The sequence below is a fragment of the Streptomyces sp. NPDC101152 genome, assembly GCF_044768275.1.
Taxonomy (GTDB): Bacteria; Actinomycetota; Actinomycetes; order Streptomycetales; family Streptomycetaceae; genus Streptomyces.
Genome location: NZ_JBIWPO010000007.1, coordinates 247344 through 273220 on the forward strand (window position 1 = coordinate 247344; position 25877 = coordinate 273220).

At 74.3% G+C, this 25877-nt stretch carries 19 protein-coding genes; 5 read left to right on the forward strand and 14 right to left on the reverse strand.

The genetic code is table 11. The features are described from left to right. Window positions 1-5: 5 nt before the first annotated feature. The 7 genes from ACIRVK_RS12620 to ACIRVK_RS12650 form a co-directional block, all read right to left on the reverse strand. A complete protein-coding gene (locus ACIRVK_RS12620) occupies window positions 6-647 on the reverse strand; it encodes a cutinase family protein (RefSeq protein WP_404246041.1) in 642 nt (213 codons plus the stop codon). Window positions 648-742: 95 nt separating this feature from the next. Further along, on the reverse strand, window positions 743-2002 hold the full coding sequence (locus ACIRVK_RS12625) for a helix-turn-helix domain-containing protein (RefSeq protein ID WP_404246043.1): 1260 nt from the start codon (window positions 2000-2002) through the stop codon (window positions 743-745). Between the two features lie 119 nt (window positions 2003-2121). Beyond that, a complete protein-coding gene (locus ACIRVK_RS12630; RefSeq protein WP_404246045.1) occupies window positions 2122-3069 on the reverse strand; it encodes an alpha/beta hydrolase in 948 nt (315 codons plus the stop codon). Between the two features lie 9 nt (window positions 3070-3078). Then, window positions 3079-7113 carry an acyltransferase domain-containing protein gene (locus ACIRVK_RS12635; RefSeq protein ID WP_404246047.1) on the reverse strand — a complete coding sequence of 1345 codons (4035 nt, stop codon included), beginning with the start codon at window positions 7111-7113 and terminating at the stop codon, window positions 3079-3081. Continuing rightward, on the reverse strand, window positions 7110-8852 hold the full coding sequence (locus tag ACIRVK_RS12640) for a fatty acyl-AMP ligase (RefSeq protein WP_404246049.1): 1743 nt from the start codon (window positions 8850-8852) through the stop codon (window positions 7110-7112). Before ACIRVK_RS12640 ends, ACIRVK_RS12635 begins: the two co-directional genes overlap by 4 nt. A 59-nt stretch (window positions 8853-8911) precedes the next feature. Continuing rightward, window positions 8912-10456, reverse strand: coding sequence for an acyl-CoA carboxylase subunit beta (locus ACIRVK_RS12645; RefSeq protein WP_404246051.1), 1545 nt, complete (start codon window positions 10454-10456; stop codon window positions 8912-8914). A gap of 168 nt (window positions 10457-10624) precedes the next feature. Next, window positions 10625-11149 carry a CGNR zinc finger domain-containing protein gene (locus tag ACIRVK_RS12650; RefSeq protein WP_404246053.1) on the reverse strand — a complete coding sequence of 175 codons (525 nt, stop codon included), beginning with the start codon at window positions 11147-11149 and terminating at the stop codon, window positions 10625-10627. 26 nt (window positions 11150-11175) lie between these two features. On the opposite strand from ACIRVK_RS12650, the gene ACIRVK_RS12655 reads away from it, so the two are divergent. Further along, entirely contained in the window at window positions 11176-11670 is a 495-nt protein-coding gene (locus tag ACIRVK_RS12655) for a GNAT family N-acetyltransferase (RefSeq protein ID WP_404246055.1), read from the forward strand. A gap of 6 nt (window positions 11671-11676) precedes the next feature. Here the strand turns inward: ACIRVK_RS12655 and ACIRVK_RS12660 are convergent, their stop codons facing one another. Beyond that, on the reverse strand, window positions 11677-12576 hold the full coding sequence (locus ACIRVK_RS12660; RefSeq protein ID WP_404246057.1) for an amidohydrolase: 900 nt from the start codon (window positions 12574-12576) through the stop codon (window positions 11677-11679). Window positions 12577-12687: 111 nt separating this feature from the next. Between ACIRVK_RS12660 and ACIRVK_RS12665 the strand changes: the two genes are divergently transcribed. Next, the gene (locus tag ACIRVK_RS12665) at window positions 12688-13872 is read left to right on the forward strand and encodes a cytochrome P450 (RefSeq protein ID WP_404246059.1); all 1185 of its coding nucleotides are present in this window, start codon (window positions 12688-12690) and stop codon (window positions 13870-13872) included. A gap of 50 nt (window positions 13873-13922) precedes the next feature. After that, window positions 13923-15128 carry a cysteine desulfurase-like protein gene (locus ACIRVK_RS12670; protein ID WP_404246061.1) on the forward strand — a complete coding sequence of 402 codons (1206 nt, stop codon included), beginning with the start codon at window positions 13923-13925 and terminating at the stop codon, window positions 15126-15128. Between the two features lie 5 nt (window positions 15129-15133). On the opposite strand, the gene ACIRVK_RS12675 is transcribed toward ACIRVK_RS12670, so the two are convergent. Continuing rightward, window positions 15134-15955 carry a DUF1684 domain-containing protein gene (locus tag ACIRVK_RS12675; protein WP_404246063.1) on the reverse strand — a complete coding sequence of 274 codons (822 nt, stop codon included), beginning with the start codon at window positions 15953-15955 and terminating at the stop codon, window positions 15134-15136. 110 nt (window positions 15956-16065) lie between these two features. After that, window positions 16066-16674, reverse strand: a complete 609-nt coding sequence (locus tag ACIRVK_RS12680) for a nucleoside deaminase (RefSeq protein WP_404246065.1) — start codon at window positions 16672-16674, stop codon at window positions 16066-16068. Window positions 16675-16817: 143 nt separating this feature from the next. Between ACIRVK_RS12680 and ACIRVK_RS12685 the strand changes: the two genes are divergently transcribed. After that, a complete protein-coding gene (locus tag ACIRVK_RS12685) occupies window positions 16818-19997 on the forward strand; it encodes an amidohydrolase family protein (RefSeq protein ID WP_404246067.1) in 3180 nt (1059 codons plus the stop codon). 7 nt (window positions 19998-20004) lie between these two features. Here ACIRVK_RS12685 and ACIRVK_RS12690 read toward each other — a convergent pair whose 3' ends face one another. From ACIRVK_RS12690 to ACIRVK_RS12700, 3 genes are read right to left on the reverse strand one after another with little or no spacing between them, the layout of a single operon-like run. Further along, entirely contained in the window at window positions 20005-21261 is a 1257-nt protein-coding gene (locus tag ACIRVK_RS12690; RefSeq protein WP_404246069.1) for a VWA-like domain-containing protein, read from the reverse strand. After that, the gene (locus ACIRVK_RS12695) at window positions 21258-22502 is read right to left on the reverse strand and encodes an AAA family ATPase (protein ID WP_404246071.1); all 1245 of its coding nucleotides are present in this window, start codon (window positions 22500-22502) and stop codon (window positions 21258-21260) included. Before ACIRVK_RS12695 ends, ACIRVK_RS12690 begins: the two co-directional genes overlap by 4 nt. A 58-nt stretch (window positions 22503-22560) precedes the next feature. Beyond that, window positions 22561-23976 (reverse strand): hypothetical protein, encoded by a 1416-nt coding sequence (locus tag ACIRVK_RS12700; protein WP_404246073.1) that lies wholly within the window; start codon window positions 23974-23976, stop codon window positions 22561-22563. Between the two features lie 192 nt (window positions 23977-24168). Between ACIRVK_RS12700 and ACIRVK_RS12705 the strand changes: the two genes are divergently transcribed. Beyond that, complete coding sequence (locus ACIRVK_RS12705; protein ID WP_404246075.1) at window positions 24169-25071, forward strand: TIGR01777 family oxidoreductase; 903 nt, start codon at window positions 24169-24171, stop codon at window positions 25069-25071. An 84-nt stretch (window positions 25072-25155) separates the two neighbouring features. Here ACIRVK_RS12705 and ACIRVK_RS12710 read toward each other — a convergent pair whose 3' ends face one another. Next, window positions 25156-25872, reverse strand: coding sequence for an alpha/beta fold hydrolase (locus ACIRVK_RS12710; RefSeq protein ID WP_404246077.1), 717 nt, complete (start codon window positions 25870-25872; stop codon window positions 25156-25158). Between the last annotated feature and the right edge of the window lie 5 nt (window positions 25873-25877).

Sequence of the window (25877 nt, forward strand, 5' to 3'; positions counted from 1 at the left end):
GTGGCTCAGACCTTGCCCGCGGCGAACGCGGCCGCCGCCTCGGCGTCCGCGGTGTAGCCGAGGTGGGCCAGGACGTCGGTCCCGCCGTTCTCGCAGATCGGGTCGCCCTTGGCGCAGAAGTCGATGGTGCGGCTCTGGTAGGTGCCGGTGACGCTCTTGCCCTGGGCGCGGATCGGGTTGCCGAACAGGAGCACCGCGGCGACCCTCGGTTCGACGGCGGCCGGGAGGGTGGCGACGATGGGACTGCCGACCACCGCACCGGCGCTGCTGATTCCGATGGAGTTGTCGACGACGTTCGCGCCCTGCGAATAGCCGACGAGAATGAAACGCTGGTCGGGACAGGCGACGGCCTGTGCGGAGACGTGGTTCACCAGGTCCGCGTTTCCCTGTGCGGCCGACGTCAGGGAAAGGTCCGCGGGATAGTTCACCGCATAGCCGGAGAGATTCCTGCCGGTCAGTTTCTTCTGGAGCGCGGAGTACACCGGGTCGCCGACGATGCCGCCGAGCGTGCCCGGCTCGAAGGTGCCGCGAGCCGCCACCACGTCGATGTCCGAGCAGGTGGCGGCCGATGCGGCGGGCTGTGCGAGGGTGACGAGACCGGCCCCGCCGACCAGCGAGAGCGCGGCGAGGCACAAGCGAATACGCATTTGGATCCCTTTGAGGGTCGAGCGCGTGAAGCGCCTGCGGAAAAGGATGACCCGAAGGTATTCGCGTTGTGTGGCCAGGTGTTATGGACGGTAATTCAGGAATGGCCGTTGTTTTTGTTCTGTGGTGAGTCCGCCGAAGAAGGTGAGGAGTTCGTCGCCGCCGAACGCAACGCCACGATCAGGTTCAGGCGGGTGTCCGGGTCGTGAAGCCGGTCGCCGAAGAGTTTCTCGAGTTGGCGCAGGCGATAGCGGACCGTCTGGGGGTGCACGTGCAGCCGGGTGGCGACGTCCGGGACGTTGCTGCCGCTGAGCAGCCAGGCCAGCAACGTCTCCGCGAGACGCGCGCGCTGACCCTCGGACGCGGCGTCGAGCGGGGCGAGTTCCTGCGTCTCCAACTGCGCGAGCAAGGGCTCGTCGGCATGCAGCAGCAGGGTCGAGAGGTGGTCGGCGCAGCGCACCACGCCCTGCCGGGGCAGCACCCCCCGGCCCATCAGCCCCAGCGCCCGCGTCGCCCAGCGCAGCGACTGCGCGGCCTCGGTGACCGCGACCGTCGGCCCGATGGCCGCCGGACGCCCGCGCAGCCCGAGGACGAAGGAACGCCCGCCGAACCGCCCCGCGCCCTCCGGGTCGGGCACCAGGACCCGCGGCGGCCGGGACTCCATGTCCGCCAGCGCTCCCGGCATCACTGGCGCCTGGTCGGAGGGGTACGGCTGCGCCGGGGCCGCCAGCGCCACGACCGCGACCCGCGACGGCACCCGCCACCGCGCCCCGTGCGCCAGGTCCTGCACCGCCTCCAGCGCGACCGGACCCTCGCCCAGCAGCAGATCGAGCAGCCGCCTGCGCCGTCGCTCCAGCTCGTCGGTGCTGCGTGACTGGACCTCGGAATACCCGGCTGCCGCCGCCTCGGCGACCTCGTGCACCGTCCTGAACGCCAGCTCGCCCAGCGCGGCCACCACCGTCGAGTCGAGTCCCAGCTCCTCCGCCGTACGCCCCATCAACCGCCAGGCGTGCAGCCCGCCGACGCGTAACGCGGACTGCAACGCGTCCAGGCTGCGCCCCTCCAGGGCCTCGCCGCGCCCGAGTTCGTAGTAGGTCGCGGCGATCGCCGCCGACTGACCGCGCGGGTCGGCGATGTGGTCCACGAAGAGGGTCAGGGCCTGCACCACCCCGGCCCGGAGGTTCTCGCGGTAGGTGCCGTCGGCCGGGCGCGCGTATTCGGGGACCTGGGCGCGCACCTCCTCCTCCACCTTGTCGGCGACACGCTCCAACCGGGCGCGCAGCAACTCGGCCAGTTCGGGCGGAACCGGAGTGGTTCCGGGGCCGGCGGGGACGTCGCGCGGGGTGGGGACGGCCACGACGGACACTCCTTTCACCCGGAGGCGGCTCACCCAGGGGCCGTTGCCCGTGGGACGAGAGGGGTGCCCGTTGGACGGGTGACCCCTGCGCTCCGTTCCGTGCCCCGGCTGCACGGACATCACTCCGGCAGTCCCAGCGCACCGGCGAGCATCGGCCACGACGCGGTGAACTCCGCCTTCCAGTAGGCCCAGCTGTGCCCTCCTCCCGCGTAGTAGTGCGCGGTGACCGGGATGCCGAGCAGCGCGAGGGTGCCCGTGAACACGTGCGCGGAGGGCCACAGCAGGCTCTCCAGGGCCTGCGGCAGCCAGTCGCCTACCCCGCCACCGGCCACTCCGCTGCCCTGGGAGACGTACAGCGGTGTGCCGCGCAGGCCGGTGGCGTGGGCGCGGGGGTTGAAGTCGCGCCAGACCAGGGCATCGAGGAACGGGTTGCCCCACAGCGAGTCCGGGGTCAGGTTCTCACGGGCCACGATCGCGTCCACCAGGGGCGGCACGCCGAGCGCCGTGGTGTCGAGGATGCCGCTGTAGGAGGCCGCCGCCTTGAATACGCCGGGGTGCCGGGCCGCGTGCGCCATCGCCCCGTATCCTCCGGTGGAGACCCCCGCCACGGCCCGTACGCCGGACGCCCGGTAGTCGCGGGCCAGCATGGCCGGGACCTCCTGCAGTTGGAAGGTCTCGTAGTCGGGGCCGCTGCGCCAGACGCTGGGGATGCCCGTGGGACCCGCGTCCGGCATGGCCACGATCAGCTGGCGGCCTTCGGTGAACGCAACGATGTCCGTCTCGCGCGTCCACGACGTGTAGTCGTCGTGGGCGCCGTGCAGGAGGTAGAGCACGGGGTACGTCCGCCCGGTCTGTGTGGCGAAGTCCGAGGGCAGAATGAGCCGGACCGGTGCGCTGCGCCCGAGCGCGGCGGAGGACACCGACACGTCGAAGGTGCGCGGGCCCACCTGGGTCGCGGCGCGGGCGCGTCCGACGGCGGCCGTGGCGCCGAACAGGGCCGCAAGGCCCGTGGCGGCCGCGGCCCGGGTGACGGTGCGTCGGGAGATTCCGGCGGGGTGGTGCGGCATGGCGGCTCCTCAGTCCGGTTGTGCGGGTCTCGCGAGGACCTGCCGCAGGTGCGCGGCGATCTTGTCGACGTGCGGCGGGTCGAGCAACGACAGATGGTGTCCGGGCACCTTCACGACCGTCAGCCGCGGACACACCTCGTCCCAGCCGAGGGCGTCGTCGTCCCGCTCGTAGGCGGGGTCGCGGACGGTGTGCGGGGCCGGCTCGGTGGCCCGGTACAGCACCACCGGCCCGTCGTAGCGGCCCGGGCGGTGCGCCTCACCGATCCGCAGGTCCAGATAGGAGGCACGCTGGTGCTCCAGCGCGGCCTGCGGCACCTCCGCGGCCGTGCGCAGCGCCCGCAGCACGGCGTCGATGCGCTCGCGGTCGTCCTCCGTCGCCACGAGTTCGTCGTACGGCAACGCCAGTCGGACCCCGTAGACGTCGGCGACGTGCCGGGCGAACCCCGTGAGGTGGGCGCGGACACGGTCGGCCGGGGTGGTGTCGGGCAGGGCGAGCGGCCGGACCGAGTCGATGAGCGCGACCAGCTCCGGTTCCCTGCCTGCGTCGGCGAGTTGGCGTGCGGTCTCCTGGGCGAGGAACCCGCCGAAGGACCAACCTGCCAGGACGCGGGGACCGTCGGGGTGGAGGGCGGTGATGGTCTCGGCGTAGCGCCGCGCCTTGTCCGGCACGGTCCGGGCGTCCTCCAGGCGTTCCAGGCCGTACAGCGGCCGGTCCTCGTCGAGTCGTTCGGCGAGCGCGCGGTAGACGTCGGTGGGGCCTCCGGCCGCGTGGAAGAGGAACAGCGGCGCACGCGTGCCGGTGGCGCGCAGGGTACGCAGCGTGGAGGGCTCTTGCGGCGGGGCCGGGAGGACTTGTCGGATGCGGTCGGCGACCGCCTCGACCGTACCGGCGCCGAGAAGTTCGCGCAGCGGCAGCTCGATCCCGAACTCGACCTCCAGCAGGGAACGGATACGGACGGCCAGCAGGGAGTCCAGGCCGAGGTCGGCGAGCACGGTCTCGGGCGTGACCCGGGCCGTCTGATGACCGGTGACGGCGGCGATGTGGTGGCGCAGGCGGGCGGTGACCGAGGTGGCCGTCTCCCCGTCGGCTGCGGCCGGCTCGGCGGGTCGGTGATCCGCATGCGGGGCCGTCTCGGGAGCCGTCCGCTCGCGCCGGCGTTCCGCACCCGCCGCTGCCGGGGCCCGGCCGTCCGTCCACCAGTACCGCACGTGCCGCCAGCGCGGCGAGGGAAGGTCGACGACCCGGCCGGGCGGCGGCGACAGCGGCAGGCCGGCGACATGGAGCGTGCCCAACTGCCGCAGGAACGCGGCAGATCCGTCCGCGTCCCGGCGCAGCGAGCCGACGGCGAGCGCGCCCGGCACGTTGTCCGTGACCGACCGGGTCAGGACCGGGTGGGGGGAGATCTCGACGAAGGCCGTGTGACCGTCGGCCGCGGCGGCCGCGAGCGCCCGGTCCAGCCGCACCGGCCGGCGCAGGTTGGCGGCCCAGTGGGCGGCGCCGAACACGCAGTCGCCGCGCGGATCGTCGAGGACGGTGGAGTACACCGGGATGCGCGGGCGGCGGCCCTCGATGTCCGACAGCGCGCCGGTCAGCTCCGGCAGCAGCGGGTCGACCTGCGGTGAGTGTCCGGCGCCGACGACCCGCATGGACCGGGCGGCCCGGCCCCGCTGCTCCAGCGAGCGCACCAGCCGGGCCACTTCCGCTTCCTCGCCGGTGACGACCTTCTGCCGGGGTGAGGAGTGGACGGCAACCCGCACGCCGGGGAAGTCCCGTTCGAGCGCGGCCAGTTCGTCGTCGTCCAGGTCGACGACGGCCATCGCGCCGCCGTGCAGAGTGCTGAGCAGCCGGGCCCGTACGGCGATGACCCGGGCCGCCTCCGGCACGTCCAGCGCACCCGCGCAGACGGCGGCGGCGACCTCGCCCATGGAGTGACCGATGACGGCGACCGGCTGGACACCATGGGCGCGCCACAGCTCGGCCAAGGCCAACTGGACACCGAACAGGGAGGGTTGCGAGACCTCCAGACCGTCGAGATGGCCGCCGGAGAGCAACTGCTCGTGGAGGGAGAAGCCGAACTCGTCGGCCAGCTGCGCGTCGAGCTTCTCGACGGTGGCGGCGAAGGCCGGTTCCTCCTCCAGCAGCCGGCGTCCCATACCGGGCCACTGGCTGCCGTACCCCGAGAACACCCACACCGGCCCCCGCCCCACGAGGTCGCGGTCACCGGTCACCACGCGCGGGTGACCGTGATCCCGCGCCAACGCGCCCAGCGCGTCCGCCAGTTCGTCCCGGTCGTGGGCCACGGCCGCGGCGCGCACCGGCCCGCGCCCGGTGCGCCCCGCGAGCGTGCGCGCCACGTCGGCACGGGCGGCGGCACTCCCCTCGGGTGTGCCGAGCCACGCGGCGAGCCGGCCCGCCGTGTCCCGGACCCGCTCGGTGTCCACGTCCGACAGTACGAACAAAGCGGCGGCGGCCTGCTCGGTCACGGCCGGTGAAACCCGCCATTCCTCCAGCACCGCATGGGCGTTGGTGCCGCCGAACCCGAAGCTGGAGACCCCCGCGGTGGCCACCCCGCCGTAGCGCGGCCAGGGCTCCGCCTCGGTCACCACGCGCAGGCCCGGGTCGGCGAGCCCGCTGCCCTCGGCGCAGTGCAGTGACGGCGGGATGCTGTCGTGGTGCAGGGCGAGGACCGTCTTCACCAGACCCGCGACACCCGCCGCCGACTCCAGGTGACCGAGGTTGCCCTTGACCGAGCCCAGCAGCAACGGCTGGTCGGGATCCCGGCCCGCGCCCAGCACCGCGCCGAGGGCACCCGCCTCGATCGGGTCGCCGAGCGGGGTGCCGGTGCCGTGCGCCTCGACGTAGTCGATGTGCCCCGGCGCCAGACCGGCTCGCGCGTAGGCGGTGGCCAACAGGGCCTGCTGGGCGAGGGGGTTGGGGGCCAGGAGACCGTTGGAGCGGCCGTCTGAGTTGACCGCCGTGGCGCGGACGACGGCGAGGACGCGGTCGCCGTCCCGTTCGGCGTCCGACAGCCGCTTCAGCAGCACGGCCGCGCAGCCCTCGCCCCGCCCGATGCCGTCGGCCGCCGGGGAGAACGGCTTGCAGCGGCCGTCCGGCGCCAGCGCGCCCGCCCGCTCGAAGGCGACGCCGACGGCGGGCGAGAGCAGGACGTTGACCCCGGCGGCGATCGCCGTGTCGCATTCGCCGGTGCGCAGGCTGACACAGGCGTGGTGCAGGGCGACCAGGGAGGACGAACAGGCCGTGTCCACGGCCATGGCGGGGCCGCGGGTGTCCAGGACGTAGGCCAGCCGGCCCGCCGTCACGCTGAGCGCCGCGCCCGCCGGGGCCCAGGGATCGACCGCGGCCGGGTCGGCGCCGGTGAGCCCGCCGTACTCGGGCGCCGAGACGCCGACGAAGACACCGGTGGCCGTGCCGGCGAGGGCGCCGGCCGGGACGGCCGCGTGGTCGAGGGTCTCCTGGACGACCTCCAGGAGGATCCGTTGCTGGGGGTCCATCACCGCGGCCTCGCGCGGGGTGACGCGGAAGAACTCGGCGTCGAACCCGGCGATGTCGTCGAGGTAGCCGCCGCGGGCGGGCGCGTCGGCGGGAGGGAAGGCGGTGAAGTCCCGCCAGCGCTCCTCGGGGACGCGTCCGGTGGCGTCGACGCCCTCGCACAGCAGCCGCCAGTAGTCGGCCGGGCCGCGTACCCCGCCGGGCAGCCGGCAACCGACCCCGATGACCGCGACGGGTTCACCCGCGTCGGCCAGGGCGGGCCGCGCGACCACGGCCGGTGTCTCCTGCGCGGAGGTCCGGCACAGATGTGCCACCAGCGCGTCCCCGGTCGGCGCCTCCCACAGCAGGGTCGGCGGCAACTCCCGGCCCACCAGCCGGGACAGCTCCCCGGCCAGCACGACCGCGTCCCGCGAGGCCATGCCCAGGTCGGCCAGCGGCCGGTCCATCGGGACGTCGTCAGGTGCGGTGCCGTGCCACGCGGCCGCCCGCTCCGCGATCAGGCGCCGCAGCGCGTCCTCCTCGACGCCGCTCACCGCACGGTCCCGGCCGCGTAGGCGCCCTCCAGGTACCGGGCACGGGTCAGCGACCGGGACACCTTGCCGCTGGACGTGCGGGGGACCGTGCCCGGCGGGACCAGCACCACGTCGGCCAGGCGCAGCCCGTGGCGGGAGGAGACGGCCGAGCGCACGGCCCGCACCAGCGTCGGTACGTCGACCTCGGCGAGGTTCGTGGTCCGCGCGTGCTCGGCGACGACCACCACCCGCTCACCCGCGCCGCCCGGCACGCCGAACGCGGCGAGTCGGTCGCGGCGCACGGCCGGGTGCGCGTCCTGGGCGGTGGCCTCCACGTCCTGCGGGTAGTGGTTGCGGCCGTCGACCACGATGAGGTCCTTCAGCCGGCCGGTGACGATCAACTGCCCCTCCAGCACGGTCCCCAGGTCGCCGGTGCGCAGCCAGTCGCCTCCCGCAGCCTCGGCGAGGGCGGCCCGGAAGACCCGCTCGGTCTGCTCCGCGTTGTTCCAGTAGCCGCGCCCCACGTTCGGGCCCTGCACCCAGAGCTCCCCGACCTCCCCCTCGGACAGCACGGCACGCGAGACGGGATCGACGATCCGCAGCCGCTGCCTTGCCGGAGTTCCGCAGCCGGCCAGCAGCACGGCCCGCGGATCGTCCGGCCGGGCGGGCAGCGCCTTGCCGGCGGCCAGCGCGTCACGGTCGAGGGCGAACCGGGCCGGCCGCCCGCCCGGACGGGCCGCACTGACGAACACGGTCGCCTCGGCCAGCCCGTACGACGGACAGTGCACGTCCGCGTCCAGGCCCTGTGCGGCGAACGCGGCGTGGAAGCGGTCGGCCGTGCCGGGGCGCACCGGTTCGCTGCCGTTGATCAGGGCGGCGACGTCCGCCAGCCGCAGGTCCGCCTTCTGCGCCTCGGTGACGGCGGAGGCGCAGTAGTCGTAGGCGAAGTTGGGCGCGGCGCTCACCGCGCGCGGGTGCGCCGCCAGCAGCCTGAGCCAGCGCACCGGTTCGTGCAGGAACGCGGCCGGATCCATCAGCACCGACAGCAGACCCCGGACCACGGGAGCGGCGACGCTGAGCACCAGGCCCATGTCGTGGTAGAGCGGCAGCCAGCCCACGCAGGTCGCCGGGTGCGTGTCGACGCCGTAGGCGGTCAGCGCCTGCCAGGCGTTGGCGACGACGTTGGCGTGGGTGATCTCCACGCCCGCCGGGGTGCGGGTGGAGCCGGAGGTGTACTGGAGGTAGGCGATCGCCCCGGCGTCCGGCTCCGGTGCCCGCCAGTCCCGGGCGGCGGCGTCGGGGACCTGGTCGGACGCGACGACCGGCACGTCCGCGCGCTCGCAGAAGTCCGCCACCTCCGCAAGGACCTGGCCGGTGGTCAGTACGACCGCGGGACGGGCGTCGGCCAGCACCGCCACGAGCCGGTCGCCGTGCCCGGGCAGACCGGGCGGAAACAGGGGTACGGCGATCAGCCCGGCGGTGAGCGCCGCCAGGAACCCGGCGACGTAGTCGGTGCCCTGCGGGCACAGCAGCGCGACCCGTTCCCCCGGTCCGGCCTCCTGGGCGAGCCGCGCGGCCAGCGACCGCACCCGTGCGTCCAGGCGGCGCCAGGTCAGGGTGCGGTGCACACCGCGCGAGTCGGGTGCGGGATGCTCGACGAAGGTGAACGCCCTGCGGTCGGGGGTGGTTTCGGCCCAGTGCCGCACGTACTCGGGCAGAGTCCGGTACGCGGGCGCGAGCGGGGGGCGGCGGCTGTCCATCGGGCGTGGCTCCTCACATCGCGGTGTCGGGGGCGGAGCGGCAGTACGAGGCAGACGGGTCAGAGCGGGATGTTGCCGTGCCGGCGCTGGGGCATCGGCGCGCGCTTGCCGCGCAGGGCACGCAGGGCGCGGGCGATGTGGGCGCGGGTGTCACGCGGGGCGATCACCGCGTCGACGTAGCCGCGTTCGGCGGCCGGGTAGGGGGTGCCGTGCGTGGCCTCGTACACGGCGACCAGGCGGGCGCGCAGGCCATCGGGGTCGTCGGCGGCGGCGAGTTCGCGCCGGTGCAGCACGCCGACGGCGCCCTCCGCGCCCATGACGGCGATCCGGGCGGTGGGCCAGGCGAGGTTGACGTCGGCGCCGAGGTGCTTGGAGCCCATCACCGCGTACCCGCCGCCGTACGCCTTGCGGACCACCACCGTGACCTTCGGCACGGTCGCCTCGGCGTAGGCGTACAGGAGTTTGGCGCCCCGCCGGATGATGCCGGCCCGCTCCTGGCCGACGCCGGAGAGATAGCCGGGGACGTCGGCGAAGGTCAGCAGCGGGATGCCGAACGCGTCGCAGAACCGTACGAACCGCGCCGCCTTCTCGGAGGCGTCGATGTCGAGGACCCCGGCGGACCGCGACGGCTGGTTGGCGACGACCCCGACGCTCGCGCCCTCGACGCGCCCCAGCGCGCAGATGATGTTCGGCGCGAACAGCTCCTGTACGTACAGGAGTTCACCGTCGTCGACGACCGCGTGCAGGATCCGGCGCATGTCGTAGGCCTGGCCGGTCCGGTCCGGGACCACGCCGTCGAGCAGGTCGCCGTCGGCCGCGGCACCCGGCGCGTACAGCGGGGGCCGGTCGAGGTTGTTGGCGGGCAGGTACGACAGCAGGTCGCGCACGGTGTCGAGGGCGTCCTCCTCGTCGGCGGCGAGGAAGTGGGCGTTGCCGTTGACCGTGTTGCTGGCCCGGGCGCCGCCCAGTTCCTCGGCGGTGGTGCGCTCACCGGTGACCGCCTCGATGACGTCGGGTCCGGTGACGAACATGTGCGAGGTGCCGTCCACCATGACGGTGAAGTCGGTGATGGCGGGCGAGTAGGCGGCGCCGCCCGCGCACGGGCCGAGGATGACGGAGATCTGCGGGATCACGCCGGAGGCCTGCACGTTGCGGCGCACCAGTTCCGCGTAGAGCGCGAGCGAGGCGACGCCCTCCTGGATGCGGGCGCCGCCGGAGTCGTTGAGGCCGATGACCGGACAGCCGGTCTTCAGCGCGAGGTCCATGAGGGCCACGACCTTCTCGCCGAAGGCCTCGCCCATGCTGCCGCCGAACACCGTGGAGTCCTGGGCGAACACACAGACCGTGCGCCCGTCGACCGTGCCGTATCCGGTGACGACCCCGTCACCGTAGGGGCGGCGGGCCTCCTCTCCGGTGGGCCGGGCCCGGACGAACAGGCCGGTCTCGGTGAAGGAACCCTCGTCGAGCAGTCGCCCGATCCGCTCGCGGGCGCCGAGGGCGCCGTGTCTTCTGGGCACCCCGGTGACCACCGCCTGGGCCCGTCGGCGCTCCAGGTCCGCGATCCGCCCGGCGGTGCGGTCCGCCGTGCGTGTTGCCGGCGCCACCGTCGCCGTCGTCGCTCGGGATGTCGTCGCCTCTCGCGTCACAGCCACCTCCGAAGTCGTTTTCGAATATGGCAGTGAGGACGGAGCGGACTTGGGTGAATCCCGTTCTGTTTGCGTGAGTTGAGTGCCGGGAGCGGTGGGGTTCGTCCTGAGGTGACAAGGCGCCCGTCAGGTGTGTGCCGTGCGGGCCCGGTGGCGGCGCACCGCGTCGCGGTTGGCGCAGGGCGGGGAGCAGTAGCGCTGCCGGCCGGTGCGGGAGGTGTCGGCGAAGATCGTGGTGCACTCGGCGACCGTGCAGCGCCGCAGCCGGTGCATCCCGCGTCCCGCCAGATGCAGGGCGGTGCCGACGGCGATCAGCGACAACAGCAGGGCGCCGAGCGGCAGTTGGTCGTCGCGGTAGTGCACGTGCCAGCCGCCGCCCGTGTGGTTGGTCAGCCGCGGACACGCCGACGCCGTCGCCAGCATGGAGTTGAGCAGCTCGGCCCGCTCCGCCTCGTCGTCGGCGTCGACGACCTTCTCCCACGCGTCCAGCGCCTCCTCGGCGCGGGCCAGGTCCTGCCCGGTGACGGGGAGGTCCAGCACCAGCCCGGCGGCCCGGCAGCGGTCCGCGAGCTCGGTGGCGTCGGTTGGCCGTCGGTTGGCCAGATCCGCCGCCAGGTTCACGGCGTCCTCGCCGTAAGGGTTGAGATGCACAAGGCCATTACAGCAGTCTGGTCGGTATGAGACAACGCCCCGACAACGCACCGGCCGTACGACAGGCCGTGGACCACGACCTCGTGGAACTCCTGCGCCTGCGGGCCCTGCTGTTCGAGGACCTCGGCGGGGACTTCTTCAACCCCGCCTCGGCGGACGGCGGTTGGCTGGACGCCCTGGCCGTCGTCCTGAAGGAACAGCTGACCGACGACTCCGTGCGCGTCCTCGTCGTGGACGGCGCCGACGGCCGACTCGCGGCCTGCGGCATCGGCACCCTCGAGCAGCGGCTGCCGGGGCCCCACCTGGCCAACGGCCGCATCGGACACGTCGTCGGCGTGGTCACCGACCCCGCACACCGGCGCCAGGGTCACAGCCGCGCGATCATGCGCGCCCTGCAGGACTGGTTCCGGGACCGCGAGGCCGCCCGCGTCGACCTGTACGCCTCCGCCGAGGGCGAGCCCCTCTACCGCGACCTCGGCTTCACCGACCTCCCGGACCCGGCCCTTTACTGGCGGCCGTGAGCCGCCTCAGCCGTCGCCCACCAGCAGGCGCCGCGGGTTGGCGACGCGGAAGGCGTAGGCGGCGGCCCCGCCCAGGCCGAACCCGGGGTGGTGCGGCGGCTCGGCATAGGGGCGGTCAGAGCCTTGAACGACGGTGTCCACGCCGAGCACGCGCACGGTCGCCTCGACGGCGCGCGGACCGTACGACGACGTCTCCACGAACACGTCCCGGTCCGTTCCCGGCTCGTCGGGGCCACGGGCGGCGAAGCGCTCGCCGTGCAGCGGGGCGAGGCCGGCCAGCAGCGCGAAGCAGACCCGCAGCCGGGGGTGACGGGCGCGGCCGAAGGCGCGGAAGGCGAACCAGGCGGCGTGCATCTGCTGCACGTAGGGGACCATCGCGGGCCACCAGCCGGGGCCGTCGCCACCGCCCGACGCGGGGCCGGGGTGCACGAACAGCGGGAGGTCGCGCTCCTCCAGCAGCTCCAGCAGCGGGGCGAGACGGTCGTACCCGGCCGCGTCGGCGAGAGCGTCGGCGGGGAGCTGGAGGCCGACGAAGCCCTGGTCGAGGTCCTTGGCCGTGGTGGCCGCGTCGACGTCCCGTACGCAGGCGGCGGCCCAGGCGCCGAACGGCTCGGGGAGCGCGGCGGCGCCCTCGTGGTAGGCGTCGAGGAGCGGGCGCGCCTCGGCCGCGGGCAGCCACTCCACGCCGATCGGGGCGGACAGGGAGACCAGCGCCCGGCCCAGGCCGTCGGCGGCGGCGAGTTCCGCACGCCGGGCGACGTCATGGTCGGCGGGCCGGATCTCGTACGGGGGCTCGCCGTCCAGGTGGAGGGTCCAGCCCTCCAGACACGGCGGGCGGCGCCGCGCGCGCAGGGCCGCCACCAGCGCGGGTGTCCACAGATGCTGGTGCACGTCGACGTTGGTCATGACGCTCCTCCCATCGCGGCGCAGGCGTTCCCGACCTGGCGAATACGACCATTCAACGCCGTTGTTAGCCTTAGATGTGATCTTTTCCCCCGTGCCTGGCCGGAACCTGCGATGAGCGCGGTCGACTCCGTCGGTTCCTTCCCGCTCGGCGCCTCCACCACGCTCGCCGAACTGGCACGCGATCCGCATCCCCGGCTGGCGCTGCTGCGGGCGCGCGAGCCCGTGTCGTGGCTGCCCGCACTGGACGGCTGGCTGGTGACCCGCCGTGACCTCGCGCTGAGCGTCATGCGCGACAGCACGACGTTCACCGTCGACGATCCCCGCTTCTCCACTGCGCGGGTCGTCGGCCCCAGCATGCTCTCCCTGGACGGTGTCGAGCACACCCGCCACCGCGAGCCGTTCGCCGCGCCCTTCCGGCCCCGGGAGGTGCGGGACGGCTTCACCTCCTTCATCGAGCGGGAGACCGGCCGGCTGATCACCGCACTCGCACCGGCGGGCGCAGCCGAACTGCGCCGCGACTTCGCAGGGCCCCTCGCGGTCGCCGTCGTGACCGAGGCGCTCGGCCTGGCCGACGCGACCACCGAGACCGTTCTGGCCTGGTACGACGCCATCGTGCGGGCCGTCTCGGACATCACCGCCGGACTGGACGCCGGCCCCGCGGGCGCGGCGGCCTACGCACAACTGCGGGCCGCCGTGGAGGCCACCGTCGCCGACCCGGACGCCTCCTCGCTGCTCGCCTCGGCCGCGCAGCGGCTCCCGTTGCCCGAGGTCGCCTCCAACGCGGCCGTGCTGATGTTCGGCGGCATCGAGACCACCGAGGCGATGATCACCAACGCGCTCCTCCAGCTGCTCGGGCACCCGGACCAGCTCGCCCTGGTGAAGGCCGACCCCGACCTGCTGGACGGCGCGATCGAGGAGTCCCTGCGCCTGGAGCCCGGCGCCGCGGTCGTGGACCGCTACGCCACCCGCGACACCGTCCTCGGCCCGGCCACCGTCCGGCGCGGAGACCTGGTCACCGTCTCCCTGACCGGCGCCAACCGCGACCCGGCCACTTTCCCCGACCCCGACCGCTTCGACGTCCGCCGCGCCAACGCCCGCCTCCAGCTCGCCTTCGCGCACGGCCCGCACCACTGCGTCGCCGCCCACCTCGCCCGCCTGGAGACCCGGATCGCCCTCCAGCGCCTCCTCGAACGCCTCCCGGCCCTCCGCCTCGACCCGGTCCGGCCGGCCGCTCCCCACGGCCTGGTCTTCCGCAAGCCGCCCACCCTGCACGTGCGCTGGGACCGCCCCTCCTGACGTTCGCAGGCCTTCCGCACCTCTCCGCCCGGCACCGACAGGAGCTCTCCGTGACCTACGACATCACCGCCCTGCGCTCCCAGTTCCCGGCCCTGAGCGCAGGCATCGCCCACTTCGACGGCCCCGGCGGCACCCAGACCCCCGAGCCGGTCATCCGGGCGATCGCCGACGCGCTCTCCCACCCCCTGTCGAACCGGGGCAGCACCGCGCCGGGAGAGCGCAACGCCGAGACCATCGTCACCGACACCCGCCAGGCCGTGGCCGACCTGCTGGGCGCACAGCCCCCCGGCATCGTCTTCGGCCGCAGCGCCACCGAGCTGACGTACGGAATGTCCCGCACCCTCGCCAAGACCTGGTCACCCGGCGACGAGGTGGTCGTCACCCGCCTCGACCACGACGCCAACATCCGCCCCTGGGTCCAGGCGGCCGCCCTGGCCGGCGCCATGGTGCGCTGGGCCGAATTCGACCCGGCCACGGGCGAGTTGACCGCCGACGACATCCGCGCAGTGCTCTCCGAGCGCACCCGGCTGGTCGCGGTCACCGCCGCCTCCAACCTCATCGGCACCCGCCCACCCGTCACCGCGATCATTCAACTCGCACATGAGGCAGGCGCGTTGACCTATGTCGACGGCGTGCATCACACCGCCCACTCCCTCGTCGACCTGGAGCGGCTCGGAGCCGACTTCTACGTCTGCTCGCCGTACAAGTTCCTCGGCCCGCACCACGGAGTCCTCGCCGCCCGGCCGGAGTTGCTGGAGACGCTCCGGCCGGACAAGCTGCTCCCGTCCACCGACGCGGTCCCCGAGCGCTTCGAACTGGGCACCCTGCCCTACGAGTTCCTCGCCGGCACCCGGGCCGCGGTGGACTTCCTCGCCGGTCTCGACCCGAGTGCCGCCGGATCCCGGCGCGAGCGCCTGGTCGCCGCCTTCGCCGCGCTCGAAGAGCACGAGCACGTCCTGCGCACACGGATCGACAAGGGGCTGGCCGCCCTCGACGGCGTCACCGTCCACTCCCGGGCGGCCGATCGCACGCCCACCGTGCTGATGACCTTCGAGCGGCACAGCACGGTGGACGCGTACGGCTTCCTCGCCGAGCGCGGGGTCCACGCCCCTTCGGGCTCCTTCTACGCCGTCGAGGCCTCCCGGCACCTCGGACTCGGCGACACCGGCGGCCTGCGCATCGGCCTCGCCCCCTACACCAGTGCGGAGGACGTCGACCGGTTGCTGGCCGGGCTGGCGGACTTCCTCGGGCGGTGAGCCCGTCAGGGCCGCCCGCCCCGCTCCAGGGGGATCTTCTCCCCCGTCTCGATCGCGACCGGCAACCGGTTCTCCGCGGGCGGCAGCGGGCAGGTGGCCAGGTCGGTGTAGGCGCAGGGCAGGTTGGCCGCGCGGTTGAAGTCGATCGTCACCCTGCCCTCGGCGTCGGGGGCGGCGAGCTGCAGGGAGCGGTTCGCGGCGTACGTCGTCACGCCGGAGGTCCGGTCGGTGAACAGCACCATCAGCGCGCCGGGCTCACGGCCGTTGAACGCGGTGAGGCGGTGCCGGGTGCCGTCCAGCGCGAACTCGACCTGGCCGGGGGAGTCGTAGACGTGCTCCAGCCCCTCGACGGCCGCTCCCACGGTCACCGGGCGCGGCGCGTCGTGGGGCAGGAAGCGGCCCGTGACGACCCAGCGCGGGTCGGGCTCGTAGGCGGGCGTGAAGGTGAAGGCCGTCCGCAGCGGGTTCTCGGGATGGCGGGGCCGCACGATGTCCTGCCCGCCGCGCCTCGCGACCTCGATCACCGCGTCGCCCCAGCCCACGTAGACGCTGCTGCGCTCGGCGAGCACGCCGAAGTCGTGCCGGCCGCGCACCACCTGCCCGTCGACGGTCACCTCCGTGCCCTCGTCGAGGCCGACGACCACGCCGTCGGCCGTGCTCGACCAGGCGCCCGGCGCGTCCTCGAAACGGGTGGGCTCCTCGGTCAGCCAGCGCAGACTGGTGATCGCGAGGAAGCCGTGCGGGGCGGAGAGCACCGCCTCCTTCTGCCGGTGCCACTCCTCCCACTCCTGGACGAAGCTCACGCGGTCGACCTCTTGGACGGTCATGTCGGTTCCCTCTCGCTGCCGGGCTCGTTCCTGTGACAACCGCCGTGCGGGGGCGGGTCATCCTGGCAGGTGTTGCAGTCGTATGAAATGGGCCGAGGCGACCCCGCTTGTCACGTGGAACCCCCACGCGCGTTGTAGACGGTGACCTCGCCCGCGTCGAGGGCCGCCCGGTAGGCGCGGAACACCGCCACGGCCTCCTCGCGCAGCACGTCACGCGTGACCTCGATGCCACGGTCCTCGAACTGCTCGGCCCAGTCGTCGCGCAGCGGTCCCTCGTCGAAGGCGGTGAGCTCCGCCAGCTCCGGCCCCGCGCCGGCCACCACCAGGCCGCGCACCCCGGACCACAGGGCCGCGCCGTAACACTGCACACACGGACGCCAGTTGACGACCAGCTCGTGCCCCGGGACGCCCTCGGCGCCCAGGTCCCAGCCACCGATCGCCGTCTGGGCGAGCGCGAGCGCCAGGACCTCTGCGTGCGCGCCGGACAGGCCGGAGGCGAGGACGACGTTCACACCGACCGACACGATCCGGCCGGTGTCCTGTTCGGCCACCAGCGCGGCGAACGGGCCGCCGTCGCCCGAACGCCAGGTGCGGTCGGCCAGCCGGTGCACCAGGCGCATCCGGTCCGCACGGTCGGGGATCACGGCGGGCACCTCGGCCAGTTCGTCGTCGATCCAGGCCGGCAGCGAGAGGCGGTACTCCCTGGCGATGTCGATCATGTTCCCACTTCCTGTCCGCTGAGCACACCGTGGCCGGCGAGGTACGGGTTGCCGTCCCCCCGCCGATCAGTCAGTGACTTTCTGTAGCGAGGTCTGTGCCACGTGTTGAAACCGAGGCGCCCGGTACGCCAGGGTGTGGTCTCATGGACCGAGACTGGAGCCCCACCTTCCGTCCGACCCGCCGTCAACTCCTCGCCACCGCAGGCGCGTTGCCCCTTCTGGGTGTCGCCCCTCCCGTGGCGACGGCGAGACCGCGCCCCGGCGCCCCGGAGCTGACCTTCACCCGCGCCACCAACGGTTCGGCGAGCCTCGCCCCCGCCGGTGACCACCTGATCGCCGAGGTCCAGGGCACCCTGTGGTCACTGCCCCGGCCCGGCGGCCCGGCCCGGCCCCTGACCCCGGCCGACCTGGAGCCCAACCGCCCCACGCACTCGCCCGACGGTGAGCTCGTCGCCTTCTGTGCCTACCGGGACGGCGGTTTCCACCTGTGGACCGTCCGCCCCGACGGCTCCGACCTGCGCCGCCGCACCGACGGCCCCTGGGACGACCGGGGCCCCGCCTGGTCGCCCGACGGCACCCGCCTCGCCTTCTCCTCCGAGCGCGGCGGCGACCCCGTGACCGGCAGCCCGTACCGCATCCACGTCCTCGACCTGCGCACCGGCCGCATCACCCGCGTCACCGGCCTGACCGGGCAGGACGGCCCCCTCCAGGACACCCCCTGGGAGGACTTCGACCCCACCTGGACGCCGGACGGCACCCACCTGCTGTTCGTCCGCGCGAAGGCCGTCAGCACCCCCCTGGGCCTGACCGTGGAGGCCCGCACGATCGCCGCCGTTCCCGCCGACGGCACCGGCGCGGTCACCGTCCGGTACACCGAGACGGAAGCCGCGCAGGTCATGACCCCCGCCCTCGCGGCCGACGGCCGCCTCGCCCACCTGCGCACCACCGCCGCACCGAACGCCTCCTGCGCCCTCGTCGTCGACGGCCGCCCCGTCCCGGTCACCGGCGACATCGCGCCGGTCCCCCCGCGCTGGACGCCGAAGGACGAACTGCTCCTGACCCTCGACGGCGCCTTCACCCTCGTCCGCCCGGACAGCCCCGGGCAGCCGCACGCCGTCCCCTTCGAAGGCGCCCTCCCGGTGCGGCGGCCGCGGTATCCGACCAAGGAGTACGACCTCGTGCAGGGCCGTGCCCGTCCGGTGCGCGGCATCCACCTGCCCGCGCTCTCCCCGGACGGCCGGCAGATCGCCTTCGCCGCCCTCAACTCACTGTGGATCGCTGGTAGTTCCGGCGGACGCCCACCGCGGCGACTGCACCGGGCGGCGCCCACCCGCTATCTGCTCGGTCCCACCTGGGCACCCGACGGCCGCTCCCTCGTCTACGCCGACGACCGCGACGGACTGTTCGGCGTGTACCGGCACGACCTCGCCACCGGCGAGGAGAGCGCCCTCGCGACCGGCGGTCGGGTGCATCCGGCGCTGTCGCCCGACGGGCGGCGGCTGGCCTGCCTCGACATGACCGGCCGGCTCCTCGTCCGCGACCTGGCGTCCGGCGAGGAACGCGTACTGGCGACGCCGCTCGGCGCCGGCGGGCTGCCCGGCCGCCCCAGCTGGTCGCCGGACGGCCGCCGGCTGGCCCTGTGCGACCGCAACCGCCTCAACTCCCGCTTCCGGGAGGGCTACAACCTCATCCGCGTCGTCGACAGCGCGACCGGCGCCGCCCGCCTGCACGCGGTCGCCCCCCACACCTCGGTCTCCGACCGCTACGACTCCGGACCCGTCTGGTCGCCCGACGGCCGCTGGATGGCGGTGATCGTCGAGTCCGCGCTGTGCCTGCTGCCCGTCGACCCCGACGGCACCCCGAACGGCGACCCGCGCACCCTCGCCACCGAACCGGCCGACCACCCCTCCTGGTCCGCCGACTCCACGCTGCTCTACCTCTCGGCCGGCCGCCTCCGGCTCGTCGGCGTCGACGGCGGGCCCGCCCGCACCGTCCGCGTCCCCCTCGACGCTCCCCGACCCACCCCCGCCGACGTGGTGGTGCACGCCGGACGGCTGTGGGACGGCACCGGCGAGACGACCCGCGAGGACGTGGACGTCGTGGTGAGCGGCGGCCGGGTCACGGCGGTCGAGCCCCACCGGCGACGGTCCGCCCTGCACAGCGTCGACGCCTCCGGGCGCACCGTGATCCCCGGCCTGTGGGACACCCACACCCACCCCTGGCAGAGCACCTACGGCGGCCGCCAGACCGTCGGCCAGCTCACCTACGGCATCACCACGGCCGTCTCCCTGGGCGGCTTCGCCTACGAACAGGCCCGCATCCGGGAGGCGGTGGCCGCCGGACAGCTCGCCGGACCCCGGCTGCTGACCACCGGCGAGCTCCTCGACGGGGCACGTGTCGCCTACAGCATGGGCCGCGCCCACCGGACCCGGGAGGGCCTGCTGCGCTCACTGGAGCGGGGCGCCGCCCTGGACTGGGACTTCGTCAAAACGTATGTCCGGGCGCCGGGCTGGGTGATGGAGGAGGCCGCCCGCTTCGCCCACGAACGCCTCGGCGTCCGGGCCGGAAGCCATCTCCTGTCGCCCGGCGTCGAGCTCGGCCAGGACCTGACGACCCATCTGCAAGCCACCCAGAGAGCCGAGTTCGGGCACGCCGTCACCGCCACGGGGCACGCCTACGAAGACGTCGTCGAGATCTACACGGCACACGGCGTGCGTTTCTCGATGATCGCCACCCCCTTCACCGCCATGCCCCTCATCGGCGCGGATCCCGCCCTGGCCGACGATCCGCGGGTCACCGCCGTCATGCCCCCGTGGGACGCGGCGACCGTCAAGCAGTCGGCCGGTGTCCCGCCCACCGCGGCCCAACTCGCCACCCTGCGCACGGAGACCGACGTCTACCGCCGCATCCTGGCCGCCGGCGGCATCGTCGCCCTCGGCACCGACCAGCCGCTGGTCCCCGTCGGCCTCTCCCTCCACCTCGGCCTGCGCGCCCTGCACCGCGGCGGCCTCTCCCCGGCCCAGGCCCTGCGCACGGCGACCGTCCTGCCCGCCCGTCTCTTCGGCCTCGACGGCGACCTCGGCACCGTCCAGGAGGGCAGGCTCGCCGACCTCACCGTCATCGACGGCGACCCGTTCACGGACTTCACCACCCTGGTCCGTACCGTCGCCGTCCTGCGGGGCGGAGTGCCGTACGCCACCGAGGAGTTGGTCGCCTCCTTCGAGCCGACGGCCCGGCGCACGGCGGCGGCCGAGGACGACTGGCAGGAGTTGGGGAGGCTGATGCGCAGGGACGGCTGTTGCGGTGCCCACTGGATGGACTGATGCGCGCCTACCCGATCTCCACCACACGGGCCCAGGCGGGAGGTGAGTCCGGTACGTACTCGGCGTCCTCCTCGTCCCACCTCCCGCCGGAGCGGGGGAACAGACCCACCACGGTCCGGCACGCCGGCCGCCGCTCGGGCCAGGGCGTCTGGCCGTCGGTGAGGACCACGACGACATCGGGGCTCGGCCGGGTGCGCAGGGCCCGGGCGAAACCGGCGCGCAGATCCGTACCGCCGCCGCCGAGGAGCGGGATGCCCTCGGCACGGCACAGCGGGTGCGCGACCCGCGCCGCCGCGTCGCACGGCACCACGGTGACCAGGTCGCGCCGGCCGCCCACGGCATGCGAGATCGCGGCGACCTCCAGGAGCGCGCTGCCGAGCTCGGCGTCGCTGACCGACCCGGACGTGTCGATGACCACCGACACCCGGGGCGGCCGGCGCCGCAGGCTCGGCAGCACCACCCCGGGCACCCCCACCGAGCGCCGCGCCGGACGGCCGTACGTGTAGTCCTCGCCCGCCCCGCTCCCGGAGGCCGCCGACCGCACCGCCGCGCCCAGCAACTCCCGCCAGGGCTGCGGCGGATGGAACGCCTCCTGCGCCCACCGCTGCCACCCCTCCGGCGCGTTGCCCGGGCGGCCCTTGATGCCCTGGGCCACGCGGTGCCGGACGGCGTCCCTCTCCTGCTCGCTGAGGCCGTGCGCCCCGTCCGGCCCGAGCTCCCAGCCGCGCTCCAGCCCGTCGGCGCCGCTGCCGCAGTCCAGCCAGGCCATCTCCCGCAGCCGCGGCACGATCCGGAACTGGCGCAGATAGTCCTCCATGAGCTGCCCCGGGGGCAGTTGCAGCTGTTCGGGGTCCACGGCACCCGTCGGCCGGGCCAGCCCGTCCCCGTACACGTCGTCGTTGATCTCGAAGTCCGCTGCGATGTTCATCCGCAGCCGCTCGCCCGGCCCGGTCAGCCCGCGTTCCTTCGCCACCCGGTCGCTGCGCCCGTGGTGGTCGCGCAGCAGGTGCGACACCTCGTGCACCCACACCCCGGCCAGCTCCTCCACCGGCATCCGGTCCACGAAAGCCGGGGAGACGTAGCACCGCCAGTACCGGTCGACGGACATCGTCGGCACCTGCCGCGACTCGACGGTGTGCAGGGCGAAGAGGGCCGACGCCAGATAGGGCCGGGCGCGAGCGGCCTGCAGCCGGGCGGCGTACAGCTTGTCGACATCGAGGGCGCCCGGTGCCTCCCCGCGGCCTCCCGGTGCGTCCTTGGTCATCGCCGCCCCTTCCCGGCCGCCGCCGCGGTCCGCGCCGCCGCCTGGTTCGCGCGTCGGGAGAGGGTCACCACTCCCGAGAGCCGCTCGATCGACTCCGGGACGTCCCAGTCCTCCTGGCGCAGGGAGGCGAGGGTGCTCGCGGGCACGACCACCAGGTCGGGCGCCCCGGTCTCCACGGCCCGCACCAGCAACGACCAGGCCGCGTCCCAGCGTGACCTGTCCGGCCGGGCGTGGACCGCCGCCACGACACCGTCGAGCACGGCCTGCCGCAGATCCCCCCGCTCGGGCAGGACAGCCCCCGCCGGGTCGGCCAGCAGCACCTCCGGATCGGGCAGGTCCATGCGGTCCACGCTCGCCAGCAGCTCAAGACCCGGTCCGTCCCCGACGGTTCCCCGGACCAGCAGGGACAGCACGTCCCGCGCCGAGCCGGCCGCCGTCGCGAACGCGATCAGCCGCAGCGTCATCTCCCAACTGCGGGGCGACGGCCAGGGCCCGCCCCGGCGCGTCTCGCTGCTCGGCAGTCGGTGCACCAGCGCGGGGCGGGCGGCCAGCAGCCCGCACACCGCGCGGCGCGCGAACCCCACGGCCTCCGGCAGCTTCTGCGGGTCGAGCCGGGGCAGGGTCGCCCGGGGCCAGGTGCCGCCCAGGCCGCGTACGACCACCTCGTGGTCGTGGGTCCACCGCAGATGCACGAACCGGTTGGCCAGCGGCGGACTCAGCTCCCAGCCGTCCGCCGCCGAGGAACGCGGGTTCGCGGCGGCCACGATCCTTACGCCGGGCGGCAGTCGGAGAGCGCCGATCCGCCGCTCCAGCACCAGCCGCAGCAGCGCGGCCTGCACGGCGGGCGGCGCGGTGGACAGCTCGTCCAGGAACAGCAGCCCCCGGCCCGCCCGCACGAGTCGCACCGCCCAGTCCGGCGGTGCCATCGGAACGCCCTGCTCGGCCGGGTCGTCCCCGACGATGGGCAGCCCCGAGAAGTCGGAGGGTTCGTGCACGCTGGCGATGACCGTGGTCAGCGGAAGATCCAGGGCGGCGGCGAGCTGGGTCAGGGCGGCGGTCTTGCCGATGCCCGGCTCACCCCATAGCAGGACGGGCAGATCGGCGGCGACGGCCAGTGTCAGGGCCTCCAGCTGGGTGTCGGCGCGCGGTTCGGTGGTGGCGGCGCTCAACAGCGTCAACAGCTCGTCGGCGACGTCGAGTTGAGCGGACTCGGTGGCGGGGAGAGAGGCGCACATGGGCATGATGAATCACCTTTTGGGTCGTGGTGGGCGTTGACGTGGACCGCGCCGGGCGCGCGGGTCAGCGGAAGGTCGTGTCGCGTGGGTGCGAGCGATGGGCGGCCGGACGGCGGGGGCCGGGGCGGAGGCGCTCGGGGCCGGGGCCGACCAGACCGGACCTGAACAGGCCGTAGGTGATCCGCTGCCGCGCCGCCGCCTCAAGTGCGTCCCGCAGCGGGCCGTCCCGCAGGACCGCCTCCGGTCCCAACAGCCCCTCCACGACGGCCAGTGCGCCGGCCGTGTCCCCGTGGTCGAGGCGTTCGCGGACTCCCGTGAGGCAGTCCGGGCGGCGGTGCGCCTGGTCGATGGCCTGCAGACAGGGCAGGGGAGTGCCGGTGAGCTCGGCCAGCAGTTCCTCGCGCCGGATCTCGGCCGGATCGTGGTCCAGGGGAGCGAGCACCCCGTCGATCAGGCCGATGCGGTGCGCCGCTCCGCGGCACTCCACCGGGTGGGCCTGCCGGGCCCGTTCCGGAGGCCGGGCCGGGAGGAGGGGTGCGCGGTCCGGCGCGAGTGCCGCCGCGACCAGCGGATGCAGCCGGCCCGGCTCGACGGCACCGGCACGGATCAGCTCGAGGTCGGGCGCGACCCAGGTGGCGGCGTCGGGCAGGACCGCCAGGCCCCGTCCGGGAGCCGTGGACACCGACGTAAGGCGCCACTCGGTGGGGTCGCCCCCGTCGCCGTCCCCGTCAGGGGCCAGGCCGAGGACGAGTCGACGCCGACGCCCGAGCCGTACGACGACGGCGCCGGTCCCCGCCCGCCCGTACCGGCCGTCGGCCCGCAGCAGGAGCCCCGCCTCGGCCGCCCACCGGTCCAGGGCGCACGGATGCTCGTCCGGCACCAGCCGCAGCAGCTCCGGGTCGCGGTTCGCGGGCCCATCCGCCCCGCACCGGACCCGCAACTCGTCCGCCCTGCACGCGTCCCACAGGTGCCGGTGCAGGTCCAGGCGGAACCGTGCGCTCGGATGCGGATGCGGATGCGGATGCGGATGACGGCAGGCGGCGCCGTCGGAGTGCGAGCCGTCCCACAACCCCAGGCTGATCCGCTGGCCCGCGTCCGCCCAGGCCGGCGCGGTCCGGACCACCAGGTGCACGGGACGCGGACGACCCGCCACCTCGTAGCGGGCCAGCGCGATGGTCAGCCCGGGACGCAGCAGTCCGTCGGGGGCGATCCTCGGCATGTGCCAGCGCAGCAGGTCGGGTGCCAGGCGGCGCAGATCGGCGCGGAGCCGGGTCACGAGTTCACGGCCGTGGGCGCGGCCCACGGAGCACAGGTCGAGATCGACGTCGACGCGCGCGGCGGCGCACGCCCCCGCCCAGTCCCCGGCCAGACGCCGGGCGGTCGCGGTCTCGATCATGGAGGGCGGCACGGCGAACTCGCGCACGCGCCGCCAGAGGGAGAGCCGGGAATCCCCGTTCGCGATGTCGGTGTGAGTGGCCATCAGCACTCACCTGACGCGGACGGGACCCCCGATCTGAAGAAAGAAGGAGTAGTCATCGCCGGGGAGCGTAACCTCCCTCAGCCCGGGCCCGCCAACGGTTTTCGTGGCTGCGTTACAGTGAACCGGAGGGATGTTTTAACTCTCAATCACAATGGGCCGGGATGGTCACGCGCCCGGATCGAGGTTGGTTCCATGCACGTCGTCATCAGCGGTTCCTCGGGACTGATCGGAAGTGCCCTGGCCGCGTCGCTGCTGTCCGACGGTCACCGCGTCACCCGGCTGGTCCGCCGGGAACCGCAGACCAGGTCCGACGGGAGCGGGGAGGCGCGCTGGGAGCCGGGGGCCGGCGGTGTGGACCCGGCGGTGCTCGACGGGGCGGACGCGGTGGTGGGCCTCGCCGGGGCCGGTGTCGGCGACCGGCGCTGGACCGCCTCGTACAAGGCGCTGATCCGCGAGAGCCGGGTGCGCGGCACCGGTGCGCTGGCCACGGCGATCAGCGGGTGCGAGAAGCCGCCGGCGGTGTTCGTCTCCGGCTCCGCGGTCGGCTACTACGGGGAGACGGGGCTGGATGTGGTGGACGAGTCCGCGCGGCCCGGGCGGGACTTCCTGGCCGGGGTGTGCCAGGAGTGGGAGGCCGCGGCCGGGGGTGCGCGGGCGGCCGGGACGCGCGTCGTCACCACACGGTTCGGGATCGTCGTGTCGGCCCGGGGCGGGGCCATGGGGCGGCTGCTGCCGCTGGCCCGCGCCGGGCTGGGCGGACGGCTGGGCAGTGGACGGCAGTACTGGAGCTACATCTCCCTGCCCGACACGGTCCGTGCCCTGCGGCACCTCATCGTCACCGACTCGGTCGACGGCCCGGTCAACATGACCACCCCCCACCCCGCCACCAACCGCGACATCACCGCCGCGATCGGCAAAGCCCTGCACCGCCCCACGATCCTGCCCGTCCCCGCCTTCGCCCTCCGCCTCGCCCTCGGCGGGTTCGCCGAGGGCATCCTGATGAGCCAGCGGGTCGTGCCGGGACGGCTTCTGGACTCCGGCTTCACTTTCGAACACCCCACGTTCGAGGCGGCTCTGGAGTCGGCGGTGAGCTGATCCGGCGCCTTGCCCGGGACCGAGGACGACAGCCGCACGGACGGCACCGGGAGCCCTCCGCGCGGCTGTCGTCGAGCCGATCCCTCAGCTCGTCGCCCGCACCGCGTCGCGGATCAGAGCGGCGACCTCCTTCGGCTGGGAGACGGCGACCGCGTGGGAGGCGCCCTCCAGCTCGACCGTCGTCGCGCCGGCCCGCTGCGCGCCGAAGCGCTCCACCTCCGGGTTGATGGCCTCGTCGGCGCCCGCGACCAGGGCCCAGGACGGCTTGGTCTGCCACGCGGCGGCCGAGGCCGGCTCGGTGAACACCGAGGTGGCCAGCGGGCGCTGCGAGGCCGCGAGGATCTTGGTGACGGAGGCGGGCACGTCGGCGGCGAAGACGCCGGGGAAGGCCTCGGCCTGGATGGTGACCTCGACCGCGGGCTCCCCGCCCTCGACCGGGTACGTCCATTCCTTGAGGTTGCTGACGAGCGGCGAGAGCGGGAAGCGTCCCTGCAGCTCACCGAGGCTCTCGCCCTGCTCGGGCACGTAGGCCGCGACGTAGACCAGGCCGACGACGTTGTCCGCCGTACCGGCGACGGAGATGACCGCGCCGCCGTAGGAGTGTCCGACGAGGACGACCGGGCCGTCGATCTGTGCGGCCACGGAAGCGATGTACGCAGCGTCGGCGGCCAGCCCGCGCAGCGGGTTCGGCGGGGCGATCACGGGGATGCCCTCGTTCTGCAGCTCCGCGACGACGCCGGCCCAGCTGCCGGCGTCGGCGAAGGCTCCGTGCACGAGCAGGGCCGTGGGTGTGGTGGTCATGTGCG

Excerpts from the sequence above, each read along its gene's own strand:
- ACIRVK_RS12620 (WP_404246041.1), bottom strand. The coding sequence starts at position 647 with ATGCGTATTCGCTTGTGCCTCGCCGCGCTCTCGCTGGTCGGCGGGGCC.
- ACIRVK_RS12630 (WP_404246045.1), bottom strand. The coding sequence starts at position 3,069 with ATGCCGCACCACCCCGCCGGAATCTCCCGACGCACCGTCACCCGGGCC.
- ACIRVK_RS12640 (WP_404246049.1), bottom strand. The coding sequence starts at position 8,852 with ATGGACAGCCGCCGCCCCCCGCTCGCGCCCGCGTACCGGACTCTGCCC.
- ACIRVK_RS12655 (WP_404246055.1), top strand. The coding sequence starts at position 11,176 with ATGAGACAACGCCCCGACAACGCACCGGCCGTACGACAGGCCGTGGAC.
- ACIRVK_RS12660 (WP_404246057.1), bottom strand. The coding sequence starts at position 12,576 with ATGACCAACGTCGACGTGCACCAGCATCTGTGGACACCCGCGCTGGTG.
- ACIRVK_RS12665 (WP_404246059.1), top strand. The coding sequence starts at position 12,688 with ATGAGCGCGGTCGACTCCGTCGGTTCCTTCCCGCTCGGCGCCTCCACC.
- ACIRVK_RS12675 (WP_404246063.1), bottom strand. The coding sequence starts at position 15,955 with ATGACCGTCCAAGAGGTCGACCGCGTGAGCTTCGTCCAGGAGTGGGAG.
- ACIRVK_RS12680 (WP_404246065.1), bottom strand. The coding sequence starts at position 16,674 with ATGATCGACATCGCCAGGGAGTACCGCCTCTCGCTGCCGGCCTGGATC.
- ACIRVK_RS12685 (WP_404246067.1), top strand. The coding sequence starts at position 16,818 with ATGGACCGAGACTGGAGCCCCACCTTCCGTCCGACCCGCCGTCAACTC.
- ACIRVK_RS12690 (WP_404246069.1), bottom strand. The coding sequence starts at position 21,261 with ATGACCAAGGACGCACCGGGAGGCCGCGGGGAGGCACCGGGCGCCCTC.
- ACIRVK_RS12695 (WP_404246071.1), bottom strand. The coding sequence starts at position 22,502 with ATGCCCATGTGCGCCTCTCTCCCCGCCACCGAGTCCGCTCAACTCGAC.
- ACIRVK_RS12700 (WP_404246073.1), bottom strand. The coding sequence starts at position 23,976 with ATGGCCACTCACACCGACATCGCGAACGGGGATTCCCGGCTCTCCCTC.
- ACIRVK_RS12705 (WP_404246075.1), top strand. The coding sequence starts at position 24,169 with ATGCACGTCGTCATCAGCGGTTCCTCGGGACTGATCGGAAGTGCCCTG.
- ACIRVK_RS12710 (WP_404246077.1), bottom strand. The coding sequence starts at position 25,872 with ATGACCACCACACCCACGGCCCTGCTCGTGCACGGAGCCTTCGCCGAC.